The sequence below is a fragment of the Variovorax sp. 350MFTsu5.1 genome (assembly GCF_048302515.1).
Taxonomy (GTDB): Bacteria; Pseudomonadota; Gammaproteobacteria; order Burkholderiales; family Burkholderiaceae_C; genus Variovorax; species Variovorax guangxiensis.
The window spans coordinates 4715864-4740345 of record NZ_CP157620.1; the positions used below are offsets into that span (position 1 = coordinate 4715864).

The following is a 24482-nucleotide window of genomic DNA, read 5'->3' on the forward strand; positions in this document are numbered from 1 at the left end:
TGGTAGACAACGTTCGCTCCTTGCGGAACCGAGTGTTGACGACTCGTGCCTGCTTCACTGAAGTGAAACTGGCGACCCTACGGGGATTCGAACCCCGGTAGCCACCGTGAAAGGGTGGTGTCCTAGGCCTCTAGACGATAGGGTCAAAACCTTGGACGTGCTGCGATCAGCATCTCTAACCATCTCGACACTCTGGTGGAGGTAAGCGGGATCGAACCGCTGACCTCTTGCATGCCATGCAAGCGCTCTCCCAGCTGAGCTATACCCCCGTGTGGGTGTCGAGCCTCAGATTATAGCCTGAATTTCAGGCCTTTTTCAATCGTTCGATAACTTTTTCGCGGGAAAAAATTTCGAGGACTGAATCCAAGGACGGTGTTTGCGGTGTTCCCATCACAAGCACTCGTACTGGCATCGCTAACACCGGCATCTTCAATGCGTGTGTCGCGAGGACTTCCTTGATCATAACTGCGATCGAGGCCTTATCCCACGCGACCGTCATCATTTTTTCTGCAAGCGTTGCGATTGCGGGCTTCACTGCATCGGTGATGTGCTGCGCGCGATCGGCTTCGGTTACGGTGATGTCCGCATAGAACGCAGCAGCCCAGTCGGCCAGCGCGACTGTCGTCTCGCAACGGTCCTTGAAGAGCGCGCAGATCCCGGGCAGGCGCTCGTCCGCAACGATGCCGCGCTTGTGCAGCTGCGCTGCAACGAGCGGTGCGAGTTCATCGCCGCTCTTCGCCTTGATGTACTGCGCGTTGACCCACGCGAGCTTCGCCGCATCCCACTGCGCGGGGCTCTTCGACAGATGCGAACCGTCGAACCAGCTCACCATCTGCTCGCGCGTGAAGAGCTCGTCGTCGCCGTGGCTCCAGCCGAGGCGCGCGAGGTAGTTGAGCATCGCTTCCGGCAGGTAGCCGTTGTCTTCGTAGGCAGTGACGCTCACTGCGCCGCGGCGCTTCGAGAGCTTCTGTCCGTCGTCGCCGAGGATCACCGGCACGTGGCCGAACTCGGGCAGCGGCGCACCCAGCGCGCGGAAGATGTTGATCTGCCACGGCGTGTTGTTGATGTGCTCGTCGCCGCGGAACACGTGCGTGATGTTCATGTCCCAGTCGTCGACCACCACCGCGAAGTTGTAGGTCGGCACACCGTCGGGCCGCAGGATGATCAGGTCGTCGATCTCACGGTTGTTGATGGTGATCTCGCCCTTCACGAGGTCGTTCCACGTCACGTCGCCTACGGGAGGATTGCAGAAGCGCACCACCGGCGGCACGCCTTCGGGCACGGGCGGCAGCACCTTGCCCGGCTCGGGACGCCAGCGGCGGTCGTACAGCGTCTTCTCTCCGCGCGCGCGTTGCGCCTCACGCATCTCCTCGAGTTCCGCAGGCGTGCAATAGCAGTAGTAGGCGGTGCCCGCCGCGAGCATCTGCGCGATCACTTCGCGGTAGCGCTCCAGGCGCTGCATCTGGTAGATCGGGCCTTCGTCGTATTCGAGGCCGAGCCAGTGCATCGACGCGAGGATCTGGTCGGTCGAGTCCTGCGTGGAGCGGGCCACGTCGGTGTCCTCGATGCGCAGCACGAACTCGCCGCCGTAGTGGCGCGCATAGGCCCACGAGTAGAGGGCCGTGCGAGCCGTGCCCAGGTGAAGAAAGCCCGTGGGGGATGGTGCGATGCGGGTGCGTACTTTGCCGGTCATTTCGTTATCGTGGATTCAGGGTGCTCAGGCCGCGCGCGATGTCGGCCTTGATGTCTTCGACATGCTCGAGGCCGACCGCGAGGCGGATCAGCCCTTGGCCGATGCCCGCGGCCTGGCGCTGCGCCTCTGTCAGGCGGCCATGCGAGGTGGTGCCGGGGTGCGTGATGATGGTCTTCACGTCGCCCAGGTTGGTGGCACGGCTCACGACGCGCGTGCTGTTCATGACGTGGAAGGCATTGGCACGTGCCGTCTCGGGCGAGTCGCCGACCACGTCGAAGGACACCACCGCCCCGCCCTGCCCCGACTGTTGCTGCATGGCCAGCTCGTGCTGCGCATGCGAAGCCAGCCCCGGGTAGTACACGCGCGAGATGCCCGGCTGCTTCTCGAGCCACTGCGCGATCTCCATCGCGTTGGCGCAATGCGCCTTCATGCGGATGCCGAGCGTCTCGATGCCCTTGAGCACGACCCACGCGTTGAACGGCGCCAGCGCCATGCCGGCGGTGCGCACGATGGGGCCGAACACGTCGACGATGAGCTTCGAGGGACCGCAGATCGCACCTGCCATCACGCGGCCCTGCCCGTCGAGGTGCTTGGTGCCCGAGTGGATGACGAGGTCGGCCCCCAGCTCCGCCGGACGCTGCAGGATCGGCGTGCAGAAGCAGTTGTCGACCGCCAGCAGCGCGCCCGCCGCATGCGCCACGTCGGCCAGCGCACGGATGTCGCAGACCTCCGTGAGCGGATTGGTCGGCGTCTCGGCGAACAGCAGCCTGGTGTTCGGCTTCACGGCCGCACGCCATTCGGCCACGTCGGTCTGCGACACGAAGGTGGTCTCGACGCCGAACTTGGCGAATTCCTTGCCGAACAGGTTCAGCGTGGAGCCGAACACCGAGCGCGAGCACACCACATGGTCGCCGGCCTTCAGCAGGCCCATGCACATCATGAGGATCGCGCCCATGCCGGTCGATGCGCCGATCGCCGCCTCGGTGCCTTCGAGCGCCGCGATGCGCTGCTCGAAGCTGGTCACGGTCGGGTTCGAGGTGCGCGAGTAGGTGAAGCCAGGCTCGGTGCCCGCGAAGCGGCGCATCGAGGTTTCGGCGTCAGGCTGCACGAAGCCGCTGGTCAGGAAGAGCGCGTCGGAGTGCTCGCCGTACTGGCTCGGCGCGAGACCGGTGCGCAGCGCGAGCGTCTCGGGGTGCAGCCCGGGCGGCAGTGTTCTTTCGTCGTCGGTCACTTCGTCTGCTCTCTCACTCGCTGTGATTGGGAAGCGCGAGGCGCGAGGAATCCTCTTCGGTCTCCTCGATGCGTGGACGGTTGCCGTTCATGCGGGTGATGGCGTCGGTATCGATGTCGCCGGTCACGTACACGCCGTCGAAACAGGAGGCGTCGAAACCATCGAGCTTGCCGTTCAGTGAACCGATGGCGCGCTTCATTGCATCGACATCCTGGTAGATCAGCGCGTCGCAACCGATCAGTTCGCGGATTTCCTCAACGGTGCGGTCGTGCGCAACCAGCTCGTCCTTGGTCGGCATGTCGATGCCGTAGACGTTGGGATAGCGCACCGGCGGCGCGGCGCTGGCCAGGTAGACCTTGCGGGCGCCGGCGTCGCGCGCCATCTGCACGATTTCGCGGCTGGTGGTGCCGCGCACGATGGAGTCGTCGACCAGCAGCACGTTGCGGCCCTTGAATTCGCTGCCGATCACGTTGAGCTTCTGGCGCACCGACTTCTTGCGCACGCCCTGCCCCGGCATGATGAAGGTGCGGCCGACGTAGCGGTTCTTCACGAAGCCTTCGCGGTACGGCACGCCCAGCAGGTGCGCGAGCTGCGTGGCGCTCGGGCGGCTCGACTCGGGGATCGGGATGATCACGTCGATCTGGTTCGGCGGCACGGTCGACACGACGCGCTTGGCCAGCGTCTCGCCCAGGTTCAGGCGCGCCTGGTAGACCGAGATGCCGTCGAGCACGGAGTCCGGACGGGCCAGGTAGACGAATTCGAATATGCAAGGGTTCAGCGTCGGCGACTCGGCGCACTGCATCGAATGCACCTTGCCCTCGAGGTCGATGAACACGGCCTCGCCCGGGTTGATGTTGCGCTCGAAGGTATGGCCCGAGCCTTCCAGCGCGACCGATTCGCTCGCCACCATCACGGTGCCGTCGGCGCTGCGGCCCATGCACAGGGGACGGATGCCGTACGGGTCGCGGAAGGCCAGCAGGCCATGGCCGGCGATGAGCGACACCACGGCATACGAGCCGCGCAGGCGCTTGTGCATGCTCTTCACGGCGGCGAACACCTCGGCCGGATGCAGCGGCACGCCGCGCGAGGCGCGCTCGAGCTCGTGCGCCAGCACGTTGAGCAGCACTTCGGAGTCGCTCTCGGTGTTGGTGTGGCGGTGGTCGGTGGAGAACAGCTCCGAGCGCAGCGCGTGGGCGTTGGTCAGGTTGCCGTTGTGCACCAGCACGATGCCGAAGGGCGCGTTCACGTAGAAGGGCTGGGCCTCTTCCTCGCTGTAGGCGTTGCCGGCGGTGGGGTAGCGAACCTGGCCCAGGCCCACGCTGCCCGGCAGCGCGCGCATGTTGCGCGTGCGGAACACGTCGCGGACCATGCCCTTGGCCTTGTGCATGAAGAACTTGCGTTCCTGCAGCGTGACGATGCCTGCGGCATCCTGGCCGCGGTGCTGCAGGAGCAGCAGCGCGTCATAGAGCAGCTGATTGACGGGTGCGTTGCTGACAACGCCGACGATTCCACACATGAACGATTCCCTTAGGGCAGGTAGCTGGCCAACTTTTCAGGCAGGGAGGGCTTGAGGCCCTGCAATGCCGCATCGAGAACAATGGCGCTGCGCGATTCGTGCCACCAGGCACTGTCGCTCAACACCAGCAAATGGACAACGACGGCGAACACGAGCAGGGCCACCACGCCCCGCGCCGCGCCGAACGCCGCGCCCAGAATCCGGTCCACCGGCCGCAGACCCACGACCGTGATCAACTTGCGCGTGAGCGCTGCCACCAGCCCCACGCCGAACACCACCGCCACGAACACCAGCACGAAGGCCAGCGGGTAGCGCCACGCTCCCTGCGGGTCACCGAACGGCAGCCATGCCGCCACGTCCGACGCCAGCCACTGGGCTGCAATGAAGGCGGCCACCCATCCGATCAGCGAAATCACCTCGAACACCAGCCCGCGCACCAGGCCGAAAAGCATCGACACCCCGATGAGCGCGACGGCGATCCAGTCGAGCAAGGCCACGGCAACGGCTGGCGACGACTCTTACAACGTGAGGATCGCTGCCGACAAAGACAAGCCCTTGACCTTATCGGCCGCGCGGTCGGCCTCGGCACGCGAGCTGAAGGGGCCGACACGCACACGCGTGCGTTCGCCGTCGGCAGTCTTCGCCACGTGCACATAGGTCTTGAGACCGGCCCTCTCGAGCTTCTGGCGCACTTCGCGCGCCTTGTCGGCGTCGGCGAAGGCGCCGACCTGCACCACGAAGCGGCCGCCCTCGTCGGCAGCGGCGGGCTTGGCGGCGGCCGCGGTGACGGGCTTGCCCTCGAGCAGCGCGCGGGCGCGGGCGCCGTCGTCCACGGCGGCGGGTTTCGGCTTGGCTTCGGGCTTGGGTTCCGGCTTCGGCTTGGGCTCCGGTTTCGGTTCCGGCTTGTGCTCGGGCTTGGGTTCGGGCTTCGGCTCAGGTTTGGTTTCTGGCTTGGGGTCCGGCTTGCGCTCGGGCGCCGGGGCCTGCGTGGAACTGGCGACCGGCTTGCCCGGGTCGATCTCGGTGCCGTCCGCGGCTTCGGTGATCATGCCGCTCGATGACGAGGCGGATGCCACGCGCGAGCTGCCGTTGTCGGGGGCGGCAGGCGTCGTGTTGCTGCTGGTGGCGGGCGCCGGCGTTGCCGGCACGGGCAGCGGCTTGACCTTGTTGCGGTCCGGAATCTCGATGGGGATGTCGACCGACACCGGCCGCGGCTGGGTATCGAACAGCAGCGGGAAGCCGATCACGCCGAGCAGTACCAGCACCGCCGCGCCGAGCAGCCGGTGGCGCGCACGCCGACGCATGGTTTCGACACTTTCCGCTGGGACCGCGGCTGGGGCGCCTCGTCCTTCGTTGCCTTGCGGGCCGCGCGTGCGGAACTTGAAAAACGCCATGAAGTTCGATCCCTGGAGGAGTGCAGCGAGGTGGTGCCAGAAGGTGCGTACAACCCGACGATCAGCCGCCCGGCGACAGGTGTTTGGCTTGCAGCCGGGGAGTGCCGTTTTCGAGGACACCACCCACGGTGAAGAACGATCCGAAGACCACGATTCTATCAGCGGGCCCTGCCTGCCCGATGGCCGCGCGCAGCGCCTCCATCGGCCCTGCATGCACGCTGCCGGAGGCGTCGGTGCGCGTGTTCTGCGCCTGCCAGGTGGCCAGCAGGTCGGCCGCCTTGGCGGCGCGCGGCGTAGGCAGGTCGGTGAAGTACCAGCGGTCGATCAGCGGCCCGATGCGCGCGAGGATCGGGGCCAGGTCCTTGTCCGCCATCACGCCGAAAACGCCGTGCGTGGTGGGGTAGAAACCCATCGCGTCGAGGTTCTCGGCCAGCGCGGCCACGGCGTGCGCGTTGTGCGCCACGTCGAGCACCAGCGCGGGCTCGCCCGGCACGATCTGGAAGCGGCCCGGCAGCTCGACCATCGCGAGCCCGTTGCGCACCGCCTGCGCCGTGATCGGCAGTTGTGGCCGCAGCGCCTCGAGCGCCGCCAGCACGCCGGCCGCATTGATGAGCTGGTTGGCGCCGCGCAGGGCCGGATAGGCCAGCCCGCTGTAGCGCCGCCCGCGGCCCGACCAGCCCCACTGCTGCTTGTCGCCCGCAACGTTGAAGTCGGTTCCGAAGCGCCAGAGGTCGGCGCCGATCGAGTTGGCATGGTCGATCACGCTCTGCGGCGGCACCGGGTCGCTCACGATGGCCGGCTTGCCCGGGCGCATGATGCCGGCCTTCTCGAAGCCGATGCTCTCGCGGTCGGGGCCGAGGTATTCCATGTGGTCGAGGTCGATGCTGGTGATCACTGCGCAGTCGGTGTCGATGATGTTGACCGCGTCGAGCCGGCCGCCCAGGCCCACCTCGAGGATCGCCACGTCGGGCTTTTCCACGGTCATGCAGTGCAGGATGCCGAGCGTGGTGAATTCGAAGTAGGTCAGCGGCATGTCGCCGCGCGCCTTTTCCACCACCTCGAAGCTTGCTATCAGTTTCGAAGCATCGACAGCCTCGCCCTGCAACCGCAGGCGCTCCTCGAAGCGCACCAGGTGCGGCGAGGTGAACACCGCCGTGCGGTAGCCCGCGTGCGTCAGGATCGATTCGAGCATGGCGCAGGTCGAGCCCTTGCCGTTGGTGCCCGCCACCGTGATCACGGGGCAGGCGAAGCGCAGGCCGAGGCGCTGCGCCATCTCTTTGGCGCGTTCGAGTCCGAGCTCGATGTTCTTGGGATGGAGCCGCTCGGCGCGCTCGAGCCAGTCGTTCAGGGTTTCCATGGAGGCGGGCATTGTCGCCGACCCGTCGGCCGGGGCATCATCGCGGCCATGACAACCCTCTACGGCATTCCGAATTGCGACACCGTCAAGCGCGCCCGCGCCTGGCTCGACGAACACGGCATTGAATACACCTTCCACGACTTCAAGAAACAGGGCGTTCCCGAGGCAGAGCTCGACCAGTGGCTGAAGAAGCCCGGCTGGGAAGCCCTGGTCAACCGCAAGGGCACCACCTGGCGCAAACTGGACGACGCCACCCGCGAGGGCGTGGTCGACGCCGTTTCCGCCCGCGCCGTGCTGCTGGCCAATCCCAGCCTGATCAAGCGGCCGGTGGTCAACTGGGGGCCCCAAAAGCCCGTTACGGCGGGATTCGACGCCGACGCCTGGGCTGTCAACGCCGTGTAAACCCCGGAACCCGGCCTGCCGCCCGGCGTCGAACCTCGATCCGCAGGAGAGACACACCATGAACAATCGCACTTTTCGCACTCTCGCAGGCATTTCAGTCGCCGGCATGCTGGCCGCCGGCACCGGCCTCGTTCATGCGCAGCAGAACCAGGTGGTCCAGGCCCGGGTGATCTCCGCCACCCCGATACGCGAAACGACCGGCAGCGACGTGAACTACAACGTCACGTACGAATACAACGGCCGGCAGTACACCACCCGCATGAACACCCGGCCCGGAGCGACCATTCCGATCCAGGCCGGCGCGTATGGCGTGACGGGCGTGGCGGGCGTGACGACCTCCCCGGTGACACCGCAGCCGCAGCTGCAGGCCTACCCGGTCGAGGCCAACAACGGCGGCAGCTACGCCCCGCAGTCCGGTGGCTCGCCATGGGACAGCGTGGTTCCCGAGCCCGGCGTCGTCGTCTCCAGCGCCCCCGCGCCGGTCTACCAGCCGGCGCCCGTGTACACCGCTCCCGCCCCCGTCTACGTGGAGCCGGCCTATACGTACCCCTACGCCTATCCCTACGTCTACCCGCCGGTCGGCATCTCGCTGAACCTCGGCTATTCGCGAGGCTGGGGCGGCGGCTACTACCGCGGCTACGGCTATCGCGGCTGGGGTGGCTATCGCGGCGGCTGGCACCGTTGAGGCGAGGGCTGGTGGGCCGCCGCCCCCGAGCCCCTAAAATCGAGGACTTTTCCAACCCTTGACGGGTGCGCCGCAGGTGCGGTGCGTCCTCGATTCGCCGGCCGCCAAAGCGCCGGCGCCACCCAATGACGACGACTACCGACACTCTGAACAGCGCCGCAGTGGCCACCAAGGCCAATGTGTATTTCGACGGCAAGTGCGTGAGCCACAGCCTCACGCTGGCGGACGGCACCAAGAAATCGGTCGGCGTGATCCTGCCGTCCACCCTCACCTTCAACACCGGCGCTCCCGAGATCATGGAAGGCACCGCCGGCAGTTGCGAATACCAGCTCGCGGGCACCGACGAATGGATCGCCTCGGGCCCCGGCCAGAAGTTCAACGTGCCCGGCAACTCGAGCTTCAAGATCCGCGTGACGGGCGAGCCCTACAGCTACATCTGTCATTTTGGGTAAACCCCCAGGCTTCGCGCACTTCGTGTCGCTTCTCCCACCCCCTTGCAGGGGGCGATACCGATGGCCCGGCAAAGCCGGTTCCACGGTATCCCGGGCAAAGAGCCGCGCCACGAAAGCCATGAGCCATTGAACCGCGCCACCACCAACGGAACTCCCAACATGTCGACCATCCTCCAAAACGTTCCCGCCGGCCAGAAGGTCGGCATCGCCTTCTCCGGCGGCCTGGACACCAGCGCGGCGCTCCACTGGATGCGCAACAAGGGCGCGATCCCCTACGCCTACACCGCCAACCTCGGCCAGCCCGACGAGCCCGACTACGACGAGATCCCCCGCAAGGCGATGCTCTACGGCGCAGAGAACGCCCGCCTGATCGACTGCCGCGCGCAGCTGGCCAACGAAGGCATCGCCGCCCTGCAGGCCGGCGCATTCCACGTCACCACCGCCGGCGTCACCTACTTCAACACCACGCCGCTGGGCCGCGCCGTCACCGGCACCATGCTCGTGTCGGCCATGAAGGAAGACGACGTCCACATCTGGGGCGACGGCAGCACCTACAAGGGCAACGACATCGAGCGCTTCTACCGCTACGGCCTGCTGACCAACCCCGCCCTCAAGATCTACAAGCCCTGGCTCGACCAGGTCTTCATCGACGAGCTGGGCGGCCGCGCCGAGATGTCGGCGTTCATGCAGAAGGCCGGCTTCGCCTACAAGATGTCGGCCGAGAAGGCCTACTCCACCGACTCCAACATGCTCGGCGCCACGCACGAAGCCAAGGATCTGGAGCACCTGAACAGCGGCATCACCATCGTGCAGCCCATCATGGGCGTGGCCTTCTGGAAGGACGAGGTCGAGGTCAAGCGCGAGACCGTGTCGGTGCGCTTCGAGGAAGGCGTGCCGGTCGCGCTGAACGGCGTGCGCTACTCGAACCTGGTCGAGCTGATCCTCGAAGCCAACCGCATCGGCGGCCGCCACGGCCTGGGCATGAGCGACCAGATCGAGAACCGCATCATCGAGGCCAAGAGCCGCGGCATCTACGAGGCTCCCGGCCTTGCGCTGCTGTTCATCGCCTACGAGCGCCTGGTCACCGGCATCCACAACGAAGACACCATCGAGCAGTACCGCGAGAACGGCCGCAAGCTGGGCCGCCTGCTCTACCAGGGCCGCTGGTTCGACCCGCAGGCCATCATGCTGCGCGAGACGGCCCAGCGCTGGGTGGCGCGCGCCATCACGGGCGAGGTGACGGTCGAGCTGCGCCGCGGCAACGACTACTCGATCATGAACACCGAGTCGGCCAACCTCACCTACAAGCCCGAGCGCCTGAGCATGGAGAAGGTCGAAGGCGCGTTCACGCCGCTGGACCGCATCGGCCAGCTGACGATGCGCAACCTCGACATCGCCGACACGCGCGAGAAGCTGGGCATCTACACCCAGACCGGCCTGCTGTCGTCGACCGAAGGCGCCGCGCTGCCGAAGCTGGCGAACGACGGCGACGCGGGCTGATCGACGGCGATCAAAGCCTCCAATGACAACGGGCCCCTCGGGGCCCGTTTTTCACGGGTGATGTGCAAGGTTCAGTCCCCGCCGCCTCCACCGCAGCCGCCTCCACACCCGCCACCGCCATCGGACGAGCCTCCGTCGCCGGAGCCGCCATCACCGCTGCTGCTCGACGACTCGCTCCCGCCGAAGCCGCCTGCGTCGCCCGAGCTGCCGCTGTCCGACGAAGAATCGCCGAAGCTGGTGCCGCAATGGGCATCCGAGCCGATGTGCCGCTCGACCGCCCGGCAGTCGGGTATGTAGTGAAAGCCGCCTTCGATGGCGAATTTGATGTCCAGCGCGAACAGCAGCGGCAGCCGCGCGGGCTTGCGCGGATCGATGCTCTCTTCCTTGCAGGCCCAGTACCAGGTGCGGCGCAGGCCGTCGTTGCGCTTGGGGTCCCGGCCAAGCACTTCGGCAGGGCTGTGGTGCAGCATGCCGCCGAAGGCCGCCTTGCACCAGTTCTGGTAGCCCTGCGTGTGCAGGATGAACTCGTGCCAGGCCGTGTCGACCACCTTCGAGGGCATGGCCACGAACTTGCGGTCGCTGCGCAGGTGCGCCATGAAGAACTGGCGCAGGCCGCGCAGCACCAGTTCGGCGTCGCGCCGGCTGAGTTGCGGATGCGCCTCGCACAGCTTGCCGACCAGGAAGGGCGGCAGCCGCGCCTCGCGGATGAACTGGCGCCGCAGGCTGGTCTCGAGGAACTTGAGCACCGCCGCGAACAGCAGCGCGAACACGATCACCGCCACCATCGAGCCCCAGCGCCGCGTTCCGAGGAAGAGCGCCAGCAGCGCGACCACGAGCACTGCCCGGCGGGCCCAGACGAGGGCACCGATGCGGCGGCGGAAATTCAGGTGCAGGAAGTCGAGGTCCATGCTGGCGTGGCGTCAGCTCAGACGACGACCGGCTCCGGCTCCAGCCGGATGCCGAAACGCTCGTACACGCTGGTCTGGATCGCCTTGGCGAGCGTCATCACCTCGCCGCCCGTCACCGGGTTCTCGCGGCCGCCGCGGTTGACCAGCACCAGCGCCTGCCGCTCGTACACGCCGGCATTGCCCACCGACTTGCCCTTCCAGCCGCAGGCGTCGATGAGCCAGCCGGCCGCCAGCTTGATGCTGCCGTCGTCCATCGGGTAGTGAACGATCTTCGGGTCGCGCGCGATGATGTCCGCGCACTGCTCGGGCGTGACCGTCGGGTTCTTGAAGAAGCTGCCGGCGTTGCCCAGCACGCGCCAGTCGGGCAGCTTGGCGCGGCGGATGGCGCAGATCCAGTCGAAGATGTCCTGTGCGCTCGGCGTGAAGTTGCCCGTCTCCTCCATCTTGCGCTCCAGGTCGAGGTAGCCGACCACCGGTTTCCAGGGCTTGGGCAGGCGAAAGCGCACCCGGGTGATCACCGCCCTGCCCGCCAGGCCGAAATCGTTCGGACCGCTGCGCACATGCTTGAAGACCGAGTCGCGGTAGCCGAAGGCGCATTGGGCCGCATCGAGGGTGAAGCTGCGGCCGGTTTCGAGGTCGAAGGCGTCGAGCGACTCGAAGCGGTCCTGCAGTTCGACACCGTAGGCGCCGATGTTCTGCACCGGCGAGCCGCCCACCGTGCCGGGAATCAGCGCCAGGTTCTCCAGCCCCGGATAGCCGTTGCGCACCATCCACTCGACGGCGTCGTGCCAGGTTTCGCCCGCGCCTGCCTCCACGATCCAGGCGCGCGGGGTTTCTTCCAGCAGCCGCAGGCCCTTGATCTCGACCTTCAGCACCAGCGACTTGACGTCGCCCGTCAGCACGATGTTGCTGCCGCCGCCCAGCACGAAACGGGGCGCGTCGCGCCATGCCGGATCGTCGCGCAGCGCGGCCAGGTCGGCCTCGCCGGCAATGCGCGCCAGGTGCTGCGCGCGCGCGACGATGCCGAAGCTGTTGTAGGGCTGCAGCGGGACGTTGGACTCCACGATCATGGGAGAATTGTCGCATCTGCACCCGTGAAGAATTCAGGAGAGAGTCCATGCCGTCCTTCGATACCGTCTGCGAACCCAACCTTCCCGAGGTGAAGAACGCAGTCGAGAACACCGCCAAGGAAATCGCCACGCGTTTCGATTTCAAGGGCACGGCCGCCGCCGTCGAGCTCAAGGACAAGGAAATCACCATGATCGGCGACGCCGAGTTCCAGCTCGTGCAAGTCGAAGACATCCTTCGCAACAAGCTCACCAAGCGCAGCGTCGACGTGCGCTTCCTCGACAAGGGCGACGTCCAGAAGATGGGCGGCGACAAGGTCAAGCAGGTCATCAAGATCAAGAACGGCATCGAGAGCGAGCAGGCCAAGAAGATCACCCGCATCATCAAGGACAGCAAGCTCAAGGTTCAGGCCGCGATCCAGGGCGACGCGGTGCGCGTCACCGGCGCCAAGCGCGACGACCTGCAGGCAGCCATGGCGCTGATCAAGAAGGACGTGCCCGACATGCCGCTCACCTTCAACAACTTCAGGGACTGATCTAGGTACTCCCCCAGGCTTGCCCACTTCGTGTGGCCGCCAACCCCCTCGCCGGGGGCAATACCGGCGGACCGGCAGAGCCGGTTCCGCGGTATTCCTGGTCTATCAAGTCGAACAACCGACGCTGGAGCAGCAAGCCTCGTATGAAACATCTTCTCGTCGCAGCGCAGCTGTTCGCTGCCGCCGCCGTGGCGCATGCGGCCGGCTCGGTCACGCTGACGGGCAGCATCGGCAGCCGCGCGATCCTGATCGTGAACGGCAATCCGCCCAAGACAGTGGCGATCGGCGAGAGCTACCAGGGCGTGAAGCTGGTATCTCTGCAGGCCGAGCAGGCCGTGGTCGAGATGGAGGGCAAGCGCGTCAACCTGCGCATGGACACGCCGGTGAGCATCGGCGGTGGTGGCGGGTCGGGCGGGGGCGGGAGCCGCGTGGTGCTGTCGGCCGACAGCCGCGGGCACTTCATGACGCAGGGCGCCATCAACGGCCGGCCGGTCACCTTCATGCTCGACACGGGTGCGACGGCCATCGCGCTGTCGGCTGACGACGCCCAGCGCATCGGCCTGGACTACAGCAAGGGCCAGCGCGTGCTGATGAACACCGCCAACGGCACGGCTACCGGCTACAAGCTGCGCCTGCAGTCGGTGCGCGTGGGCGACGTGGAGGTATACGACATCGACGCCATCGTCTCGCAGCAGGCCATGCCCTTCGTGCTGCTGGGCAACAGCTTCATCAACCGCTTCTCGATGCGGCGCGACGCGGACCAGATGGTCCTCGAAAAACGCTATTGAGCTAGGGCCAGGGCCTGTTCAGGCCTGCGCGGCCGTCACCACGATCTCGATCTTGTAGGCCGTGTTGGCCATTTTGGCCTGCACGGTGGCGCGCGGCGGCGTGTTGCCGGCCGGGATCCAGGCGTCCCACACCTCGTTCATGGCGGTGATGTCGTCGATGTCGGCCAGGAAGATCTGCGTCATGAGAATGCGCGACTTGTCGCTGCCGGCCTCGGCCAGCAGGCGGTCGACCATGCCGAGCACCTGCGCGGTCTGGCCGCGGATGTCCTGCGTGGTGTCGTCGGGCACCTGGCCCGCAAGGTAGACGGTGCCGTTGTGCACGGCCGTCTCCGACAGGCGCGGGCCGACGTGGTAGCGGGTGATGGAAGCCATGGAACGTGTTCTTTCTTCGGTTCAGGTTGGTTTCTTCTTGGAGCCGAGCTTCGACTCCGTGCCGGCAGCGAGCCGGCGGATGTTCTCGCGGTGCCGCCAGATCAGCAGCAGGCTCATGACGATGATCGCGACCAGCGCCGTGCGGTCCAGCGGCCACGCGATGCCGCCGCCGATCAGGTAGTAGGCCGGCGCGAAGAAGGCGGCCACCAGCGAGGACAGCGACGAATAGCGGAAGAAGATCGCGATGATCAGCCAGGTGGCGCCGGTGGCCAGCCCCAGCCAGGGCGCGATGCCCACCAGCACGCCGGCGGCCGTGGCCACGCCCTTGCCGCCCTGGAAGCCGAAGAACACCGGGTACAGGTGGCCGAGGAACGCGGCCACGCCGGCCACGGCTGCAACGCCCTCTCCCAGCCCCCACTGCGCGCCGAACTGGTGGATGAGGAACACGGGCACCCAGCCCTTGAGCGCATCCAGCAGCAGCGTGGCGAGCGCCGCGCCCTTGTTGCCCGAACGCAGCACGTTGGTGGCGCCGGGGTTCTTGCTGCCGTAGCTGCGCGGGTCGGCCATGCCGAGCGCCTTGCTCACGATGACCGCGAACGAAAGCGAGCCGATCAGGTACGACGCCACGATGGCAATGATGGAAGGCAAGGTGAAGCTCAAGACGGCACTCCGCGGGGGATGATGGTTGTTGTTGTGTGTTCGGCGTATCGGATCAGGCGACCGGCGCCTCGGGCGGCGATTGGATCACGACGTACTGCTTGCGAAACTCGAAGCCCCGGTCGGGCCACTGCGCCGCGTAGGCGCGCAGCGCATCGGCGCCGGCGGGCCAGTCCTCGCCGTTGATGCGGCAGTCGGCCTGCACTTCGCCCTCGGCGTCTCGCGCGGCATAGAGCCGCACGCCGTAGAGGCCGTCCGACTCGATCTGCGGCTTGAAGGCATCCCAGGTGTTGGTGAAGAGGCAGCAGGGGCAGAACGGATGTTCTTCCTCCTCGGCCGCCTCCTTCGCATGTTGGTGCGCGACCGGTCCGAAGAGCACGCGCCGCTCGCGGGCCGGGCGGCCTTCGGCCTCCTTCGCTTCCCAGTTCATCTGCATCGAAGTGCAGTGGCTCAGGCTTGCCGCGTCGGCGGACAGCGCATCGAGGAACACGACCAGATCGACCTGCGCCCAGAGGTCGAAGCCCCGGGTCAGGGAAGCGGCGATGTCGGCGCCCACCGAATGCTGGAACTCAAAGAGGCCCTTGGGCAGCAACTCGGCATGCGCCACCTCGATGGTGCTGCTGGTGCGCACGCTGCCGTCGCTGTTGGCCCAGTAGCTGGTGATCTGCGGCCAGAGCCACAGGCCACTGCCGGGCAGCCGCAACCAGCCTTCGCGCTCGCGCACCGGCTCGTGGCCACGTGCCTCCAGCGTTTCGAGCAGCAGTTCGGTGAGGTCGAAAACCTCGGTCCAGTCCTTCTTGCCATCGTTGAACTCGACTTCGAACGACGGCCCGCCGCCTTCGTTGGCGGGACAGAGCGGAGGAAAGAAGTCTGGGGAGGACGAGGACGGTGATGTCGCCATGGCGGCGGCTATTCTGCCAGCGCGCATTGCACGGGCTTCGCGCCCAGCAGCGCCACGCACACCTGCGGATCGATGCCGATCAGGTAGCCGCGCCGCCCGCCGTTGAGCACGATGCGCGGCAGCTCCAGGATGCTCGACTCCACGTAAACCGGCATCTCGCGCCGCGTACCGAAGGGCGAGGTGCCGCCCACCATGTAGCCGCTGTGCCGCTGCGCCACCTCGGGCTTGCAGGGCTCCACCGACTTGGCGCCGATCTGACGCGCCAGATTCTTGGTCGACACCGTGCGGTTGCCGTGCATCAGCACGATCAGCGGCCTGGCGTCCTGGTCCTGCATCACCAGCGTCTTGATGACGGTGAACGGGTCCAGCCCCAGCATCTCGGCGCCGCGCTGCGCGCCGCCGTGCTCGACGTATTCGTAAGGGTGCTCGGTGAAGGCGATCTTGTACGCGCGCAGCAGTTGCGTGGCGGGTGTCTCGGAGGTGTGGACGCTTTTCTTGGCCATCTGGGTGGCAACTTCCGGTTCAGGATGACTTCAGGAAATCCGGTGTACCGCAGCAAGAATCTGCCGCACCACATCGAATTCCGGTCGAGCCATGCAGCATACGCCAGCCCCGGAGGGCGCGATTCCGTTCCCCACGCTGCGCCGCCCCGCCCTCACTGCGCTCGTGCTGGCGGTCGCGGCCATGCACGCGGCGGTGCTCTGGCTGCTTGTGATGGCGACGAAGCCGCATGGGCGCACTGCCGGTGCAGCGAAACGCATCGTCGTGGAAATGGTGCGCACTGAGCCTCCGACGAAAGCGGATCCGGCGCCACGCAAGAAGGCGGCATCGCCTGCCTCCACTTCATCGCCGCGCCCGGCCGCCAGGCGGCCGCCGCAATCCGTTCGAGCCAAGGCGAACGCCGCTCCCGAGGCTCCGGCCGACACATCGCCCCCATCGCAAGCAGCAAGCGTTGCACCCGCGCCGCCGCCGATCCTCCACTCGGAAAGCATGCGCCGCGCCCTGCGCGACATCGCCCGCGAACGCTCCTTCGCCGACCGAGCCGCCGAGGATCTCAACGGCAGCCCGCGCTCGGGCTTCGACTCCAGCCTCAGCGCGGGCGTCGCAGGCGCCGCGCGCGGGGACTGCAGGAAGGGCGAGTTCAAGGGCGGCGGCATGGGCCTGCTGAGCCTGCCCGCGCTCGCGCTGGCTGCCGCGAACGGCGAATGCGCCCGCTGACGGATCAGGGAACGGAACTCAGGCAGCCGGATCGCGGATTTCCCAGCGGATCTTGTCGACCTCGGCCAGGATTTCGGGCGACAGCGTCGTGCCGTACACGTCCAGGTCTTCCTCCAGCTGGGCCAGCGAGGTCACGCCGATGATCGTGCTCGCCACCTGCCACTTGGTGTAGCAGAAGGCCAGCGCCAGCTGCGTGGGCGTCAGGCCGTTGTCGCGGGCGAGCTGGTTGTAGCGCCTGGCCGCGCGCAGCGAATCGGGGCGGCCCCAGCGCTGCTTGCGCACCGATTCGTAGCTCGAGATGCGCGCGCCCTTGGGCGCGTCGGGGCCCTCGATGCCGCTCTGGTCGTACTTGCCGGTGAGCAGGCCGAAGGCCAGCGGCGAATACGCCAGCAGCGACACGCCCAGCCGGTGCATGGTTTCGTCCAACCCGTTCTCGTAGCCGCGGCTGATGAGGCTGTACACGTTCTGCACCGTCGCCACGCGCGGCAGGCCGTGCTGTTCGGCCAGCCGCACGAATTCGTGCACGCCGTAAGGCGTTTCGTTCGACAGGCCGATGGCGCGCACCTTGCCCGCCTTCACCAGCTTGCCCAGCGCTTCGAGCTGCTCGTGGATCGGCGTCTTCGAGGTTTCCTTGGCCGGGTCGTAATAGATGTTGCCGAAGAGCGGCACATGGCGCTCGGGCCAGTGGATCTGGTAGAGGTCGATGACATCGGTGCGCAGCCGCTTCAGGCTGGCGTTGCACGAGGCTTCGATGTCGGCCGCCGTCATGCCGCTGCCTTCGCGCACCCACGGCATGCCGCGCGAGGGGCCGGCCACCTTGGTCGCGACCACCAGCTTCTGGCGCACGCCGGGGTTGGCGGCGAACCAGTTGCCGATGATGGTCTCGGTGACGCTGTAGGTTTCCTTGCGCGTGGGCACCGAGTACATCTCGGCGGTGTCGATGAAGTCGACGCCCCGCTCCAGCGAGCGGCTCAGGATGGCGTGGGAAGTGGGCTCGTCGACCTGTTCGCCGAAGGTCATCGTGCCGAGGCAGATCGGGGTGACGTGCAGGTCGCTCTGACCGAGTTGGATCTTTTTCATGCGCGGGATGCTACCGCCCCGGTCTCAGGCCCGCCGGCCGCCGCGCCAAAACCCGAGCGCCGCGCGGCCTGCCGGCCGGCCGCTGCCTGTCCTGTGGCGGACTGCGTCAGTACAAAGGCCTCCTTATCATCGACGCCCATGTACCAAGCCCTCCGCCCCTCCCGCAGCGAATTCGTGCCCGTGCGCAACCTCAGCTACCACGTGCGGCTGTGGGGCCAGCCTTCCGACAAACGCCCGCCGCTGGTGCTGGTGCACGGCTGGATGGACGTGGCGGCGTCGTGGCAGTTCGTGGTCGACGCGATGGAGGAAGACCGCTTCATCATCGCCCCCGACTGGCGCGGCTTCGGCCTCACCGACGGCGGCGGCGTCGACAACTACTGGCTCGCCGACTACCTCGCGGACCTCGAATGGCTGCTCGACCACTACGCCGGCGAAGGTGAAAGCGCCCGGCAGATCGACCTCGTGGGCCACAGCATGGGCGGCAACGTCGCGATGCACTACGCCGGCGTGCGGCCGCAGCGCATCCGGCGCCTGGTCAACCTCGAAGGCTTCGGCATGCCCGCGCGCAAGCCCGATGAAGCGCCCGCGCGCTACGGCCAGTGGATCGACGAGCTCAAGCGCCTGCACCGCGGCGAAATGGCGCTGGCCGGCTACTCGGCCGTGGACGGCGTGGCCCGCCGCCTCATGAAGACCAATCCGCGCCTGACGCCCGACAAGGCCGCCTGGCTCGCAAGCCACTGGTCGGTGAACCACGCCCAGCCCGACGGCAGCGAGCGCTGGCAGATCCTGGGCGAGGCGGCACACAAGATCGTCAACGCGCACATCTTCCGTGTCGACGAGACGCTGGCGCTCTACTCGCGCATCACCGCGCCGCTGTTGATGGTCGAGGCATCGGACGACAGCCTGCACGGCTGGTGGAAGAACCGCTACACGCTCGACGAATTCCACGAACGGCTGAAGTCGGTCGGCAACGTGCGCATCGAGCGGCTCGAGGATGCAGGGCACATGCTGCACCACGACCAGCCGCGGATCGTCGCGCGGATGATCGAGGAGTTTCTCGCGGCCTGATCAGCCGCGCCGGGGCTCGCTGTCCAGGCTGGCCATCTGCGCAGCCGCATAGCGGTCGCCGGCAGCGGAGCCCTTCGGCACCGCGCGCTCGATGGCGGCGAAGTCGTCGGCTCCCAGCTTCACGCTCGACGCGCCGAGTGCCTCGTCGAGCCGCGTGCGCCGCCGCGCGCCGATCAGCGGGACGATGTCGTCGCCTTGCGCCGCCACCCATGCGATGGCGATCTGCGCGACGCTCACGCCCTTTGCGTCGGCGATCTTGCGCAGCGCCTCGACAAGCGCAAGGTTGCGCTCCACGTTCTCGCCCTGGAAGCGCGGGCTGTGCGCGCGGAAGTCCTTTTCGCCCGCGCTGTCCTTCGTCCAGTGCCCGCTGATGAGGCCGCGCGACAGCACGCCGTAGGCGGTGATGCCGATGCCCAGCTCGCGGCAGGTGGCGAGGATTTCGTCCTCGATGCCGCGCGAGATCAGCGAATACTCGATCTGCAGGTCGCACACCGGATGCACGGCCGCCGCCTTGCGGATGGTCTGCGGGCCCACTTCCGACAGGCCGATGTGGCGCACGTAGCCCGCCTTCACCAGGTCGGCGATGGCGCCGATGGTCTCCTCGATCGGCACGTTGGGGTCGAGCCGCGCCGGCCGGTAGATGTCGATGTGGTCCACGCCCAGGCGCTGCAGCGAGTAGGTCGCGAAGTTCTTCACCGCCGCCGACCGCGCGTCGTAGCCCACCCAGCCGCCGGCCGGGTCGCGCATGGCGCCGAACTTGACGCTGACCAGCGCCGCGTCGCGCTGCGAGGGCTTCAGGCCCTTCAGCGCCTCGCCGATCAGCATCTCGTTGTGGCCGCTGCCGTAGAAATCGCCGGTATCGAGCAGCGTGATGCCCGCGTCCATGGCGGCGTGGATGGTGGCGATGCTTTCGGCGCGGTCGGAGGGGCCGTACATGCCCGACATGCCCATGCAGCCGAGGCCGATGGCGGAAACTTTGGGGCCGGTTGCACCGAGTTGGAGTGTGTTCATCGAAGCGTTCCTTTCAGAGGGGCCGGACGCGATGGCGAGCGGCATGGCGGTAGTCTGGAAGCAAAGATGCCGTTCGATAATCCGTCCAGCCCTGCACGGGTTGTGCGGGAAAACGCACAATCGCGCCATGAACGAACCAGAGCTCTCCGACCTGGGCGCCTTCGTGGCCGTCACCCGCGCGCGCAGTTTCCGGGGCGCTGCCGCACTGCGCGGCGTGTCGCCCTCCTCGCTCAGCGAGGCCATGCGCAGGCTCGAGGCGCAGCTGGGCGTGCGCCTGCTGAACCGCACCACGCGCAGCGTGACGCCCACCGAAGCGGGCCAGCGCCTGCTCGACCGCATCTCGCCCGCGCTGGACGACATCGCCGGTGCGCTCGACACGCTCAACAGCTTTCGCGACAGCCCCACCGGCACCCTGCGCCTGAACGTGCCGACCATCGTGGCGCAGCGCGTGCTGCCGCCGCTTGCCAGCCGCTTCCTTCGCACGCACCCGGGCATCACGCTGGAGATCACGACCAACGACACCTTCATCGACGTGCTCGCGGCGGGCTTCGACGCCGGCATCCGCTACGACGAGAGCATCGCCCGCGACATGATCGCCGTGCCCCTGGGCCCGCGCACGCAGCGCTTCGTGGCCGCGGCATCGCCGGGCTACCTCGCCCAGCACGGCGTGCCCAGGCACCCGACCGACCTGCTGCGCCACGCCTGCATCGGCCACCGCTTTCCCAGCGGCGTGCTCGCGGCCTGGGGCTTCGTGCGAAAGGGCAAGACGGTGAAGATCACGCCGAGCGGACCGCTGATCGCGTCGGCGCTCGACCTGGAGCTGCACGCCGCCGAGTCGGGCCTCGGCGTGATCTACACCTTCGACGAGTACCTGCGCCCCTCCATCGACCGGGGCACGCTCGCGCCGGTGCTGGAGGACTGGTGGCAAAGCTTCTCGGGGCCGTTCCTGTACTACCCGAGCCGCACACACATGCCGGCGCCGCTGCGGGCTTTCGTCGATTTCCTGAAGGGCGAAGGCCAGTCCGGCTGATGCCCGCCGGATATTTGCCCAGCGGATAACCAAGCGCGCGAATCTTTGTTCGCGCGGCGCCCGCCGCGTCCTAGAGTGCGCAGCTCCCTTTGCCGTCCCCTGGAGTTGTCGTCATGCCTTCCTCTTCGCGCGCGCCGTCGTGGCTGCGCCGCTTCGCCCCGCTGCTCGGCAGCCTCGCCCTGAGCCTGGCGGCGCAGCTTTCCGCCCACGCCGCCGACCTGCGCGTGGGCTTCATGCCCGGCCCGTACCGCGATGCCTTCACGAACGGCATCGAGCCCCAGCTGAAGAAGCTGGGCTACACCGTCAAGTACGTCGAGTTCAGCCAGGGCGTGCAGCCCAACGACGCGGTGGAGCGCGGGCAGATCGACGCCAACATCTTCCAGCACACGCTGTACCTCAACGCCACCAACAAGCAGCAGGGCTTCGACCTCGTGCCGGTGGTGCATGTGCCGACGCCGCCGATGGGCCTGTACTCGCAGCGCCACAAGTCGCTCGACACCGTGCCCGACGGCGCAACGGTCACGCTGCCATCCGACCCGGTGAACGCGGCGCGCGCGCTCAACATCCTCGCGGGCATCGGCTGGGTGACGCTCAAGCCGGGCGTGAGCCCGATCTCGGTGTCGGAGCGCGACATCGTGGCCAACCCCAAGCGCCTGAAGCTGGTGCCGCTCGAAGCCGCGCAGGCCCCGCGCTCGCTGGCCGATGCCGACATCGCCGCCGTGCAGGGCAACTTCGCCATCGCCTCGGGCCTGAAGCTCACCGAGGCGCTGAAGCTGGAAAACATGACGCTGCCCTACGTGAACGTGGTCGCCGTCAAGCGCAGCAACGAGAGCGCGAAATTCGCGCAGGACATCGCGGCGGCCTACCAGTCGGCCGAGTTCCAGCGCTTCTTCAGGGCCAACCCGGCATGGGCCGGCTACCGGCTGCCCGACTACTTCTCGCAATGAGCCTTTCGAACAACAAGACCGCGCCGCGGCAGCTGCACCTCAACGTCAACATCCTGCATTCGGGCTTCGTGCCCTCGGCGTGGCGCCTGCCGCAGAGCGATCCGTGGGCCTTCGCAGACATCCAGCACTACATCCGCACCGCGCAGATCGCCGAGGCCAGCAAGCTCGACGCGGTGTTCCTCGCGGACAACGCGGCCATCGTCGACCAGATCCACTTCCGCCCGATCACCGCGCTGGAGCCCACCGTGCTGCTGGCCTGCGTGGCCGCCGCCACCACGCACATCGGCCTGATCGCCACCGCCTCGACCAGCTACAACGAGCCCTACAACATCGCACGCCGCTTCGCCACGCTCGACCATGTGAGCAGTGGCCGCGCCGGCTGGAACGTGGTGACCACGGCCGACCTGCCCTCGGCGCGCAACTTCGGCCTCGACGCCACACCCGACCACGCGAAACGCTACGCGCGCGCCTCCGAGTTCACCGACGTGGTGAAGGCGCTGTGGGACAGCTGGGAAGACGACGCCTTCGTCGGCAACAAGGCCTCCGGCAGCTTCATCGACACGGCCAAGGTGCACGCCATCGCGCATCGCGGCGAGCACTTCGCGGTACAGGGCCCGCTTAACCTTCCGCGCTCGCCGCAGGGCCACCCGGTGCTGGTGCAGGCCGGAGCCTCGGCCGACGGACGCGAGCTGGCCTCACGCCACGCGGAAGCGGTGTTCTCCGCCTCGCAGTCCTTCGAGGAATCGCTGGCCTATGCCCGCGCACTGAAGACCCGCGCCGCCGAACTGGGCCGGGGCCCCGACGCGGTGAAGGTGCTCGCAGGCCTGACCACCATCGTCGGCGCCACCGAAGCCGGGGCGCGCCGCCGCCGCGACGAACTGGTCGACCTGATCCCGTGGGACTACAGCCTCACGCGCATCGCCGGCACGCTGGGCATCACGCCCGACCGGCTGAAGCTCGACGAGCGCCTGCCCGACAACCTGCCGCTGCCCGCCAATGGCAACGGCAACCACACCTTCTTCAACGCGGTGGTCGCGGCCGGCCGCACACACGGCTACACGGTGCGCCAGCTGATCCGCGAACTCGCGGGCGGCGGGGGGCACCGCGTGATCGTCGGCACGCCGGAGCAGATCGCGGACGACATCGAGCGCTGGTTCAGGGCCGGCGCGGCGGACGGCTTCAACCTGATGCCTGACGCGCTGCCGCACGGGCTGCAGGATTTCGTCGACGGGGTGGTGCCGATCCTGCAGAAGCGCGGGATCTTCCGCACGGAATACGAGGGGCGCACGCTGCGCGATCACCTGGGGCTGGCACGGCCTGCCGGGCGGACGGCGCAGCGGCTGGCCGCCTGAATAGATAAAGGTAAAGGGCGCAAAGAAAAAAGGCCGCGGTTCACGCGGCCTCTTGTTCTTCTTGCGTCATCACTCCTCGTCGGCGTCGTTGCCCGTGAGCGACAGCACTTCCTCGACGAAGGCTTCGAACAACGGCAGCGACGCCGGCAGCCCCTCCAGCGACTCAGCCTCGCCCGCATCGAAGAAATGCGGCCTGCCCGCCGGCACCGAAGCCCACTCGCCCGCCTCCAGAAGCAGGCCGAGGTAGCCGTCATCGGTCGGCAGATAGAAGAGCCCCGCGCTCTCGAGCACGCGCTGCCCCTTCTTCCTGCCGCGCCCCCAACTCACGCCCTGCCCGGCCAGGCGTTCGGTGATCCAGCCGTCGCACACGTGTGTGTCGCGCCAGCTTCCCTGGGCATCGAATACGGCCAGAACGGGCATGGGGAGTCCTTTTCTCGAAGAAGGATGAAGGAAAGGAAGGATTACTGCAGGAAACCGGGCTTGGCGTAACCCTGGAATTTGCTGTCAACCACCGCCTTGAACTCCTTCGAGCGGTAGGCATCGGCGATGTCCTTGGCCCACTGGGTGTTCTTGTCGGCGGTCTTCACGGCGACCACATTCAGGTAGTAGTCGGGCGTCTTTTCGAGCACCACGGCCTCGGTGAGCTTCAGGCCCGAGGAGATCGCGAAGTTGCCGTTGACGATGGCGTACTCGGTGTCGCCGAGCGAGCGCGGCAGCTGGGCGGCTTCGAGCGGAATGAACTTCAGCTTCTTCGGGTTCTCGGCCACGTCCTTCTCGGTGGCGCGCAGCGGGTCGATGCCGGTCTTCAGCGTGAGCAGCTTGTTCTGCTCCAGCAGCACCAGCGCGCGGGCCAGGTTGCTCGGGTCGTTCGGCAGCGTCACGCGGTCGCCTTCCTTCACATCGGCCAGCGTCTTGCGTTTGGTCGAGTACACGCCCATCGGCGCGATCGGGCCCTGCACCAGTTCGGCAAGGTCGAGCTTCTGGTCGGCCGCGAACTTCTTCAGGTAGACCTGATGCTGGAAGAAGTTGGCGTCCAGCGAGCCCTGGGCCAGCGCGAGGTTGGGCTGCACGTAGTCGTTGAACTCGACCAGCTTCACCTTGTAGCCCTTCTTCTCGAGGATGGGCACGATGCCCTGCTTGAGCTGGTCGGCGTTGGAGCCGGCGGTACCGCCGATCACCAGGTTCTTCTTGGCGGGGTCTTGCGCATGGGCCTGCAGCGAGAGGCCGCCCAGGGAAAGGGCTGCCAGCGACAGGGCGAGAACGGAACGGCGCAGGAAAACGGTCTTCATGAGATTGGAAAAGCTGGAAGGAAAAAAG

27 protein-coding genes and 2 tRNA genes are annotated in these 24482 nt (G+C 67.3%); 11 read left to right on the top strand and 18 right to left on the bottom strand.

What is annotated here, in order from left to right:
* Window positions 1–69: 69 nt before the first annotated feature.
* The 8 genes from ABL843_RS21450 to folC form a co-directional block, all read right to left on the bottom strand.
* A tRNA-Glu gene (locus ABL843_RS21450) sits at window positions 70–145 on the bottom strand.
* A 48-nt stretch (window positions 146–193) separates the two neighbouring features.
* Window positions 194–269 (bottom strand) — tRNA-Ala (locus ABL843_RS21455).
* Between the two features lie 35 nt (window positions 270–304).
* Entirely contained in the window at window positions 305–1693 is a 1389-nt protein-coding gene (gene gltX / locus ABL843_RS21460; protein ID WP_418117216.1) for a glutamate--tRNA ligase, read from the bottom strand.
* A 4-nt stretch (window positions 1694–1697) separates the two neighbouring features.
* On the bottom strand, window positions 1698–2924 hold the full coding sequence (locus tag ABL843_RS21465; protein WP_418117217.1) for an O-succinylhomoserine sulfhydrylase: 1227 nt from the start codon (window positions 2922–2924) through the stop codon (window positions 1698–1700).
* A gap of 13 nt (window positions 2925–2937) precedes the next feature.
* Window positions 2938–4440 (bottom strand): amidophosphoribosyltransferase, encoded by a 1503-nt coding sequence (gene purF / locus ABL843_RS21470; RefSeq protein WP_126025279.1) that lies wholly within the window; start codon window positions 4438–4440, stop codon window positions 2938–2940.
* Window positions 4441–4451: 11 nt separating this feature from the next.
* Window positions 4452–4937, bottom strand: a complete 486-nt coding sequence (locus ABL843_RS21475) for a CvpA family protein (RefSeq protein WP_418117218.1) — start codon at window positions 4935–4937, stop codon at window positions 4452–4454.
* 21 nt (window positions 4938–4958) lie between these two features.
* Entirely contained in the window at window positions 4959–5834 is an 876-nt protein-coding gene (locus ABL843_RS21480; protein WP_418117219.1) for an SPOR domain-containing protein, read from the bottom strand.
* Window positions 5835–5895: 61 nt separating this feature from the next.
* Window positions 5896–7203, bottom strand: coding sequence for a bifunctional tetrahydrofolate synthase/dihydrofolate synthase (folC, locus tag ABL843_RS21485; RefSeq protein ID WP_184641682.1), 1308 nt, complete (start codon window positions 7201–7203; stop codon window positions 5896–5898).
* Between the two features lie 36 nt (window positions 7204–7239).
* On the opposite strand from folC, the gene ABL843_RS21490 reads away from it, so the two are divergent.
* From ABL843_RS21490 to argG, 4 genes are all read left to right on the top strand, one after another.
* On the top strand, window positions 7240–7593 hold the full coding sequence (locus tag ABL843_RS21490; protein ID WP_418117220.1) for an ArsC family reductase: 354 nt from the start codon (window positions 7240–7242) through the stop codon (window positions 7591–7593).
* Window positions 7594–7651: 58 nt separating this feature from the next.
* Entirely contained in the window at window positions 7652–8278 is a 627-nt protein-coding gene (locus ABL843_RS21495) for a hypothetical protein (RefSeq protein ID WP_418117221.1), read from the top strand.
* A 125-nt stretch (window positions 8279–8403) separates the two neighbouring features.
* Window positions 8404–8730 carry a pyrimidine/purine nucleoside phosphorylase gene (locus tag ABL843_RS21500; RefSeq protein ID WP_126025273.1) on the top strand — a complete coding sequence of 109 codons (327 nt, stop codon included), beginning with the start codon at window positions 8404–8406 and terminating at the stop codon, window positions 8728–8730.
* 159 nt (window positions 8731–8889) lie between these two features.
* Window positions 8890–10230, top strand: coding sequence for an argininosuccinate synthase (argG, locus tag ABL843_RS21505; RefSeq protein WP_418117222.1), 1341 nt, complete (start codon window positions 8890–8892; stop codon window positions 10228–10230).
* Window positions 10231–10301: 71 nt separating this feature from the next.
* On the opposite strand, the gene ABL843_RS21510 is transcribed toward argG, so the two are convergent.
* Together ABL843_RS21510 and murB are read right to left on the bottom strand one after the other, a co-directional pair.
* Window positions 10302–11138: a glycine-rich domain-containing protein gene (locus tag ABL843_RS21510; protein ID WP_418117223.1), complete on the bottom strand. Its 837-nt coding sequence runs from the start codon at window positions 11136–11138 to the stop codon at window positions 10302–10304.
* A gap of 17 nt (window positions 11139–11155) precedes the next feature.
* Window positions 11156–12208, bottom strand: a complete 1053-nt coding sequence (murB, locus tag ABL843_RS21515; protein ID WP_369661462.1) for a UDP-N-acetylmuramate dehydrogenase — start codon at window positions 12206–12208, stop codon at window positions 11156–11158.
* Window positions 12209–12255: 47 nt separating this feature from the next.
* Between murB and ABL843_RS21520 the strand changes: the two genes are divergently transcribed.
* Together ABL843_RS21520 and ABL843_RS21525 are read left to right on the top strand one after the other, a co-directional pair.
* Complete coding sequence (locus ABL843_RS21520; protein WP_418117224.1) at window positions 12256–12741, top strand: YajQ family cyclic di-GMP-binding protein; 486 nt, start codon at window positions 12256–12258, stop codon at window positions 12739–12741.
* A 143-nt stretch (window positions 12742–12884) separates the two neighbouring features.
* A complete protein-coding gene (locus ABL843_RS21525) occupies window positions 12885–13529 on the top strand; it encodes a retropepsin-like aspartic protease family protein (protein ID WP_126025268.1) in 645 nt (214 codons plus the stop codon).
* Between the two features lie 18 nt (window positions 13530–13547).
* Here the strand turns inward: ABL843_RS21525 and ABL843_RS21530 are convergent, their stop codons facing one another.
* Genes ABL843_RS21530 through ABL843_RS21545 form a run of 4 tightly spaced genes read right to left on the bottom strand, consistent with a single transcriptional unit; the run spans window position 13548 to window position 15962 of the window.
* On the bottom strand, window positions 13548–13901 hold the full coding sequence (locus tag ABL843_RS21530) for a RidA family protein (RefSeq protein ID WP_418117225.1): 354 nt from the start codon (window positions 13899–13901) through the stop codon (window positions 13548–13550).
* A gap of 21 nt (window positions 13902–13922) precedes the next feature.
* Window positions 13923–14561 carry a glycerol-3-phosphate 1-O-acyltransferase PlsY gene (plsY, locus tag ABL843_RS21535; protein WP_126025266.1) on the bottom strand — a complete coding sequence of 213 codons (639 nt, stop codon included), beginning with the start codon at window positions 14559–14561 and terminating at the stop codon, window positions 13923–13925.
* Between the two features lie 52 nt (window positions 14562–14613).
* The gene (locus ABL843_RS21540; protein WP_418117226.1) at window positions 14614–15459 is read right to left on the bottom strand and encodes a DUF6348 family protein; all 846 of its coding nucleotides are present in this window, start codon (window positions 15457–15459) and stop codon (window positions 14614–14616) included.
* Window positions 15460–15467: 8 nt separating this feature from the next.
* Window positions 15468–15962 (bottom strand): aminoacyl-tRNA deacylase, encoded by a 495-nt coding sequence (locus ABL843_RS21545; protein WP_418117227.1) that lies wholly within the window; start codon window positions 15960–15962, stop codon window positions 15468–15470.
* A gap of 91 nt (window positions 15963–16053) precedes the next feature.
* Here ABL843_RS21545 and ABL843_RS21550 point away from each other — a divergent pair, with 91 nt between their 5' ends.
* A complete protein-coding gene (locus tag ABL843_RS21550) occupies window positions 16054–16677 on the top strand; it encodes a hypothetical protein (protein ID WP_418117229.1) in 624 nt (207 codons plus the stop codon).
* 18 nt (window positions 16678–16695) lie between these two features.
* Here ABL843_RS21550 and ABL843_RS21555 read toward each other — a convergent pair whose 3' ends face one another.
* Window positions 16696–17757 carry an aldo/keto reductase gene (locus tag ABL843_RS21555; protein ID WP_418117231.1) on the bottom strand — a complete coding sequence of 354 codons (1062 nt, stop codon included), beginning with the start codon at window positions 17755–17757 and terminating at the stop codon, window positions 16696–16698.
* A 138-nt stretch (window positions 17758–17895) separates the two neighbouring features.
* On the opposite strand from ABL843_RS21555, the gene ABL843_RS21560 reads away from it, so the two are divergent.
* Window positions 17896–18825 (top strand): alpha/beta fold hydrolase, encoded by a 930-nt coding sequence (locus ABL843_RS21560; RefSeq protein WP_418117232.1) that lies wholly within the window; start codon window positions 17896–17898, stop codon window positions 18823–18825.
* Here ABL843_RS21560 and ABL843_RS21565 read toward each other — a convergent pair whose 3' ends face one another.
* The gene (locus tag ABL843_RS21565) at window positions 18826–19836 is read right to left on the bottom strand and encodes an aldo/keto reductase (RefSeq protein WP_418117233.1); all 1011 of its coding nucleotides are present in this window, start codon (window positions 19834–19836) and stop codon (window positions 18826–18828) included.
* A 127-nt stretch (window positions 19837–19963) separates the two neighbouring features.
* Here ABL843_RS21565 and ABL843_RS21570 point away from each other — a divergent pair, with 127 nt between their 5' ends.
* The 3 genes from ABL843_RS21570 to ABL843_RS21580 all read left to right on the top strand — a co-directional run bounded on the left by ABL843_RS21570 (window position 19964) and on the right by ABL843_RS21580 (window position 23165).
* Window positions 19964–20866: a LysR family transcriptional regulator gene (locus tag ABL843_RS21570; RefSeq protein ID WP_418117234.1), complete on the top strand. Its 903-nt coding sequence runs from the start codon at window positions 19964–19966 to the stop codon at window positions 20864–20866.
* Window positions 20867–20979: 113 nt separating this feature from the next.
* Window positions 20980–21813, top strand: a complete 834-nt coding sequence (locus tag ABL843_RS21575) for a MetQ/NlpA family ABC transporter substrate-binding protein (RefSeq protein WP_418117235.1) — start codon at window positions 20980–20982, stop codon at window positions 21811–21813.
* A complete protein-coding gene (locus tag ABL843_RS21580; protein WP_418117236.1) occupies window positions 21810–23165 on the top strand; it encodes an LLM class flavin-dependent oxidoreductase in 1356 nt (451 codons plus the stop codon). The genes ABL843_RS21575 and ABL843_RS21580 overlap by 4 nt, the downstream gene beginning before the upstream one ends.
* 69 nt (window positions 23166–23234) lie before the next feature.
* Here ABL843_RS21580 and ABL843_RS21585 read toward each other — a convergent pair whose 3' ends face one another.
* A complete protein-coding gene (locus tag ABL843_RS21585) occupies window positions 23235–23585 on the bottom strand; it encodes a hypothetical protein (protein ID WP_418117238.1) in 351 nt (116 codons plus the stop codon).
* 41 nt (window positions 23586–23626) lie between these two features.
* Window positions 23627–24454, bottom strand: coding sequence for a MetQ/NlpA family ABC transporter substrate-binding protein (locus ABL843_RS21590; protein WP_126025252.1), 828 nt, complete (start codon window positions 24452–24454; stop codon window positions 23627–23629).
* Between the last annotated feature and the right edge of the window lie 28 nt (window positions 24455–24482).

What these genes read in the sequence shown, in the direction of transcription:
- ABL843_RS21510 (WP_418117223.1), bottom strand. Translation starts at nt 11,138, where the DNA reads ATGGACCTCGACTTCCTGCACCTGAATTTCCGCCGCCGCATCGGTGCC.
- ABL843_RS21500 (WP_126025273.1), top strand. Translation starts at nt 8,404, where the DNA reads ATGACGACGACTACCGACACTCTGAACAGCGCCGCAGTGGCCACCAAG.
- ABL843_RS21570 (WP_418117234.1), top strand. Translation starts at nt 19,964, where the DNA reads ATGAACGAACCAGAGCTCTCCGACCTGGGCGCCTTCGTGGCCGTCACC.
- ABL843_RS21590 (WP_126025252.1), bottom strand. Translation starts at nt 24,454, where the DNA reads ATGAAGACCGTTTTCCTGCGCCGTTCCGTTCTCGCCCTGTCGCTGGCA.
- ABL843_RS21580 (WP_418117236.1), top strand. Translation starts at nt 21,810, where the DNA reads ATGAGCCTTTCGAACAACAAGACCGCGCCGCGGCAGCTGCACCTCAAC.
- ABL843_RS21490 (WP_418117220.1), top strand. Translation starts at nt 7,240, where the DNA reads ATGACAACCCTCTACGGCATTCCGAATTGCGACACCGTCAAGCGCGCC.
- ABL843_RS21565 (WP_418117233.1), bottom strand. Translation starts at nt 19,836, where the DNA reads ATGAACACACTCCAACTCGGTGCAACCGGCCCCAAAGTTTCCGCCATC.
- ABL843_RS21550 (WP_418117229.1), top strand. Translation starts at nt 16,054, where the DNA reads ATGCAGCATACGCCAGCCCCGGAGGGCGCGATTCCGTTCCCCACGCTG.
- ABL843_RS21520 (WP_418117224.1), top strand. Translation starts at nt 12,256, where the DNA reads ATGCCGTCCTTCGATACCGTCTGCGAACCCAACCTTCCCGAGGTGAAG.
- ABL843_RS21555 (WP_418117231.1), bottom strand. Translation starts at nt 17,757, where the DNA reads ATGAAAAAGATCCAACTCGGTCAGAGCGACCTGCACGTCACCCCGATC.
- ABL843_RS21525 (WP_126025268.1), top strand. Translation starts at nt 12,885, where the DNA reads ATGAAACATCTTCTCGTCGCAGCGCAGCTGTTCGCTGCCGCCGCCGTG.
- ABL843_RS21575 (WP_418117235.1), top strand. Translation starts at nt 20,980, where the DNA reads ATGCCTTCCTCTTCGCGCGCGCCGTCGTGGCTGCGCCGCTTCGCCCCG.
- ABL843_RS21495 (WP_418117221.1), top strand. Translation starts at nt 7,652, where the DNA reads ATGAACAATCGCACTTTTCGCACTCTCGCAGGCATTTCAGTCGCCGGC.
- ABL843_RS21545 (WP_418117227.1), bottom strand. Translation starts at nt 15,962, where the DNA reads ATGGCCAAGAAAAGCGTCCACACCTCCGAGACACCCGCCACGCAACTG.
- gltX (WP_418117216.1), bottom strand. Translation starts at nt 1,693, where the DNA reads ATGACCGGCAAAGTACGCACCCGCATCGCACCATCCCCCACGGGCTTT.
- ABL843_RS21540 (WP_418117226.1), bottom strand. Translation starts at nt 15,459, where the DNA reads ATGGCGACATCACCGTCCTCGTCCTCCCCAGACTTCTTTCCTCCGCTC.
- ABL843_RS21530 (WP_418117225.1), bottom strand. Translation starts at nt 13,901, where the DNA reads ATGGCTTCCATCACCCGCTACCACGTCGGCCCGCGCCTGTCGGAGACG.
- ABL843_RS21480 (WP_418117219.1), bottom strand. Translation starts at nt 5,834, where the DNA reads ATGGCGTTTTTCAAGTTCCGCACGCGCGGCCCGCAAGGCAACGAAGGA.
- argG (WP_418117222.1), top strand. Translation starts at nt 8,890, where the DNA reads ATGTCGACCATCCTCCAAAACGTTCCCGCCGGCCAGAAGGTCGGCATC.
- ABL843_RS21585 (WP_418117238.1), bottom strand. Translation starts at nt 23,585, where the DNA reads ATGCCCGTTCTGGCCGTATTCGATGCCCAGGGAAGCTGGCGCGACACA.
- folC (WP_184641682.1), bottom strand. Translation starts at nt 7,203, where the DNA reads ATGCCCGCCTCCATGGAAACCCTGAACGACTGGCTCGAGCGCGCCGAG.
- purF (WP_126025279.1), bottom strand. Translation starts at nt 4,440, where the DNA reads ATGTGTGGAATCGTCGGCGTTGTCAGCAACGCACCCGTCAATCAGCTG.
- ABL843_RS21560 (WP_418117232.1), top strand. Translation starts at nt 17,896, where the DNA reads ATGTACCAAGCCCTCCGCCCCTCCCGCAGCGAATTCGTGCCCGTGCGC.
- murB (WP_369661462.1), bottom strand. Translation starts at nt 12,208, where the DNA reads ATGATCGTGGAGTCCAACGTCCCGCTGCAGCCCTACAACAGCTTCGGC.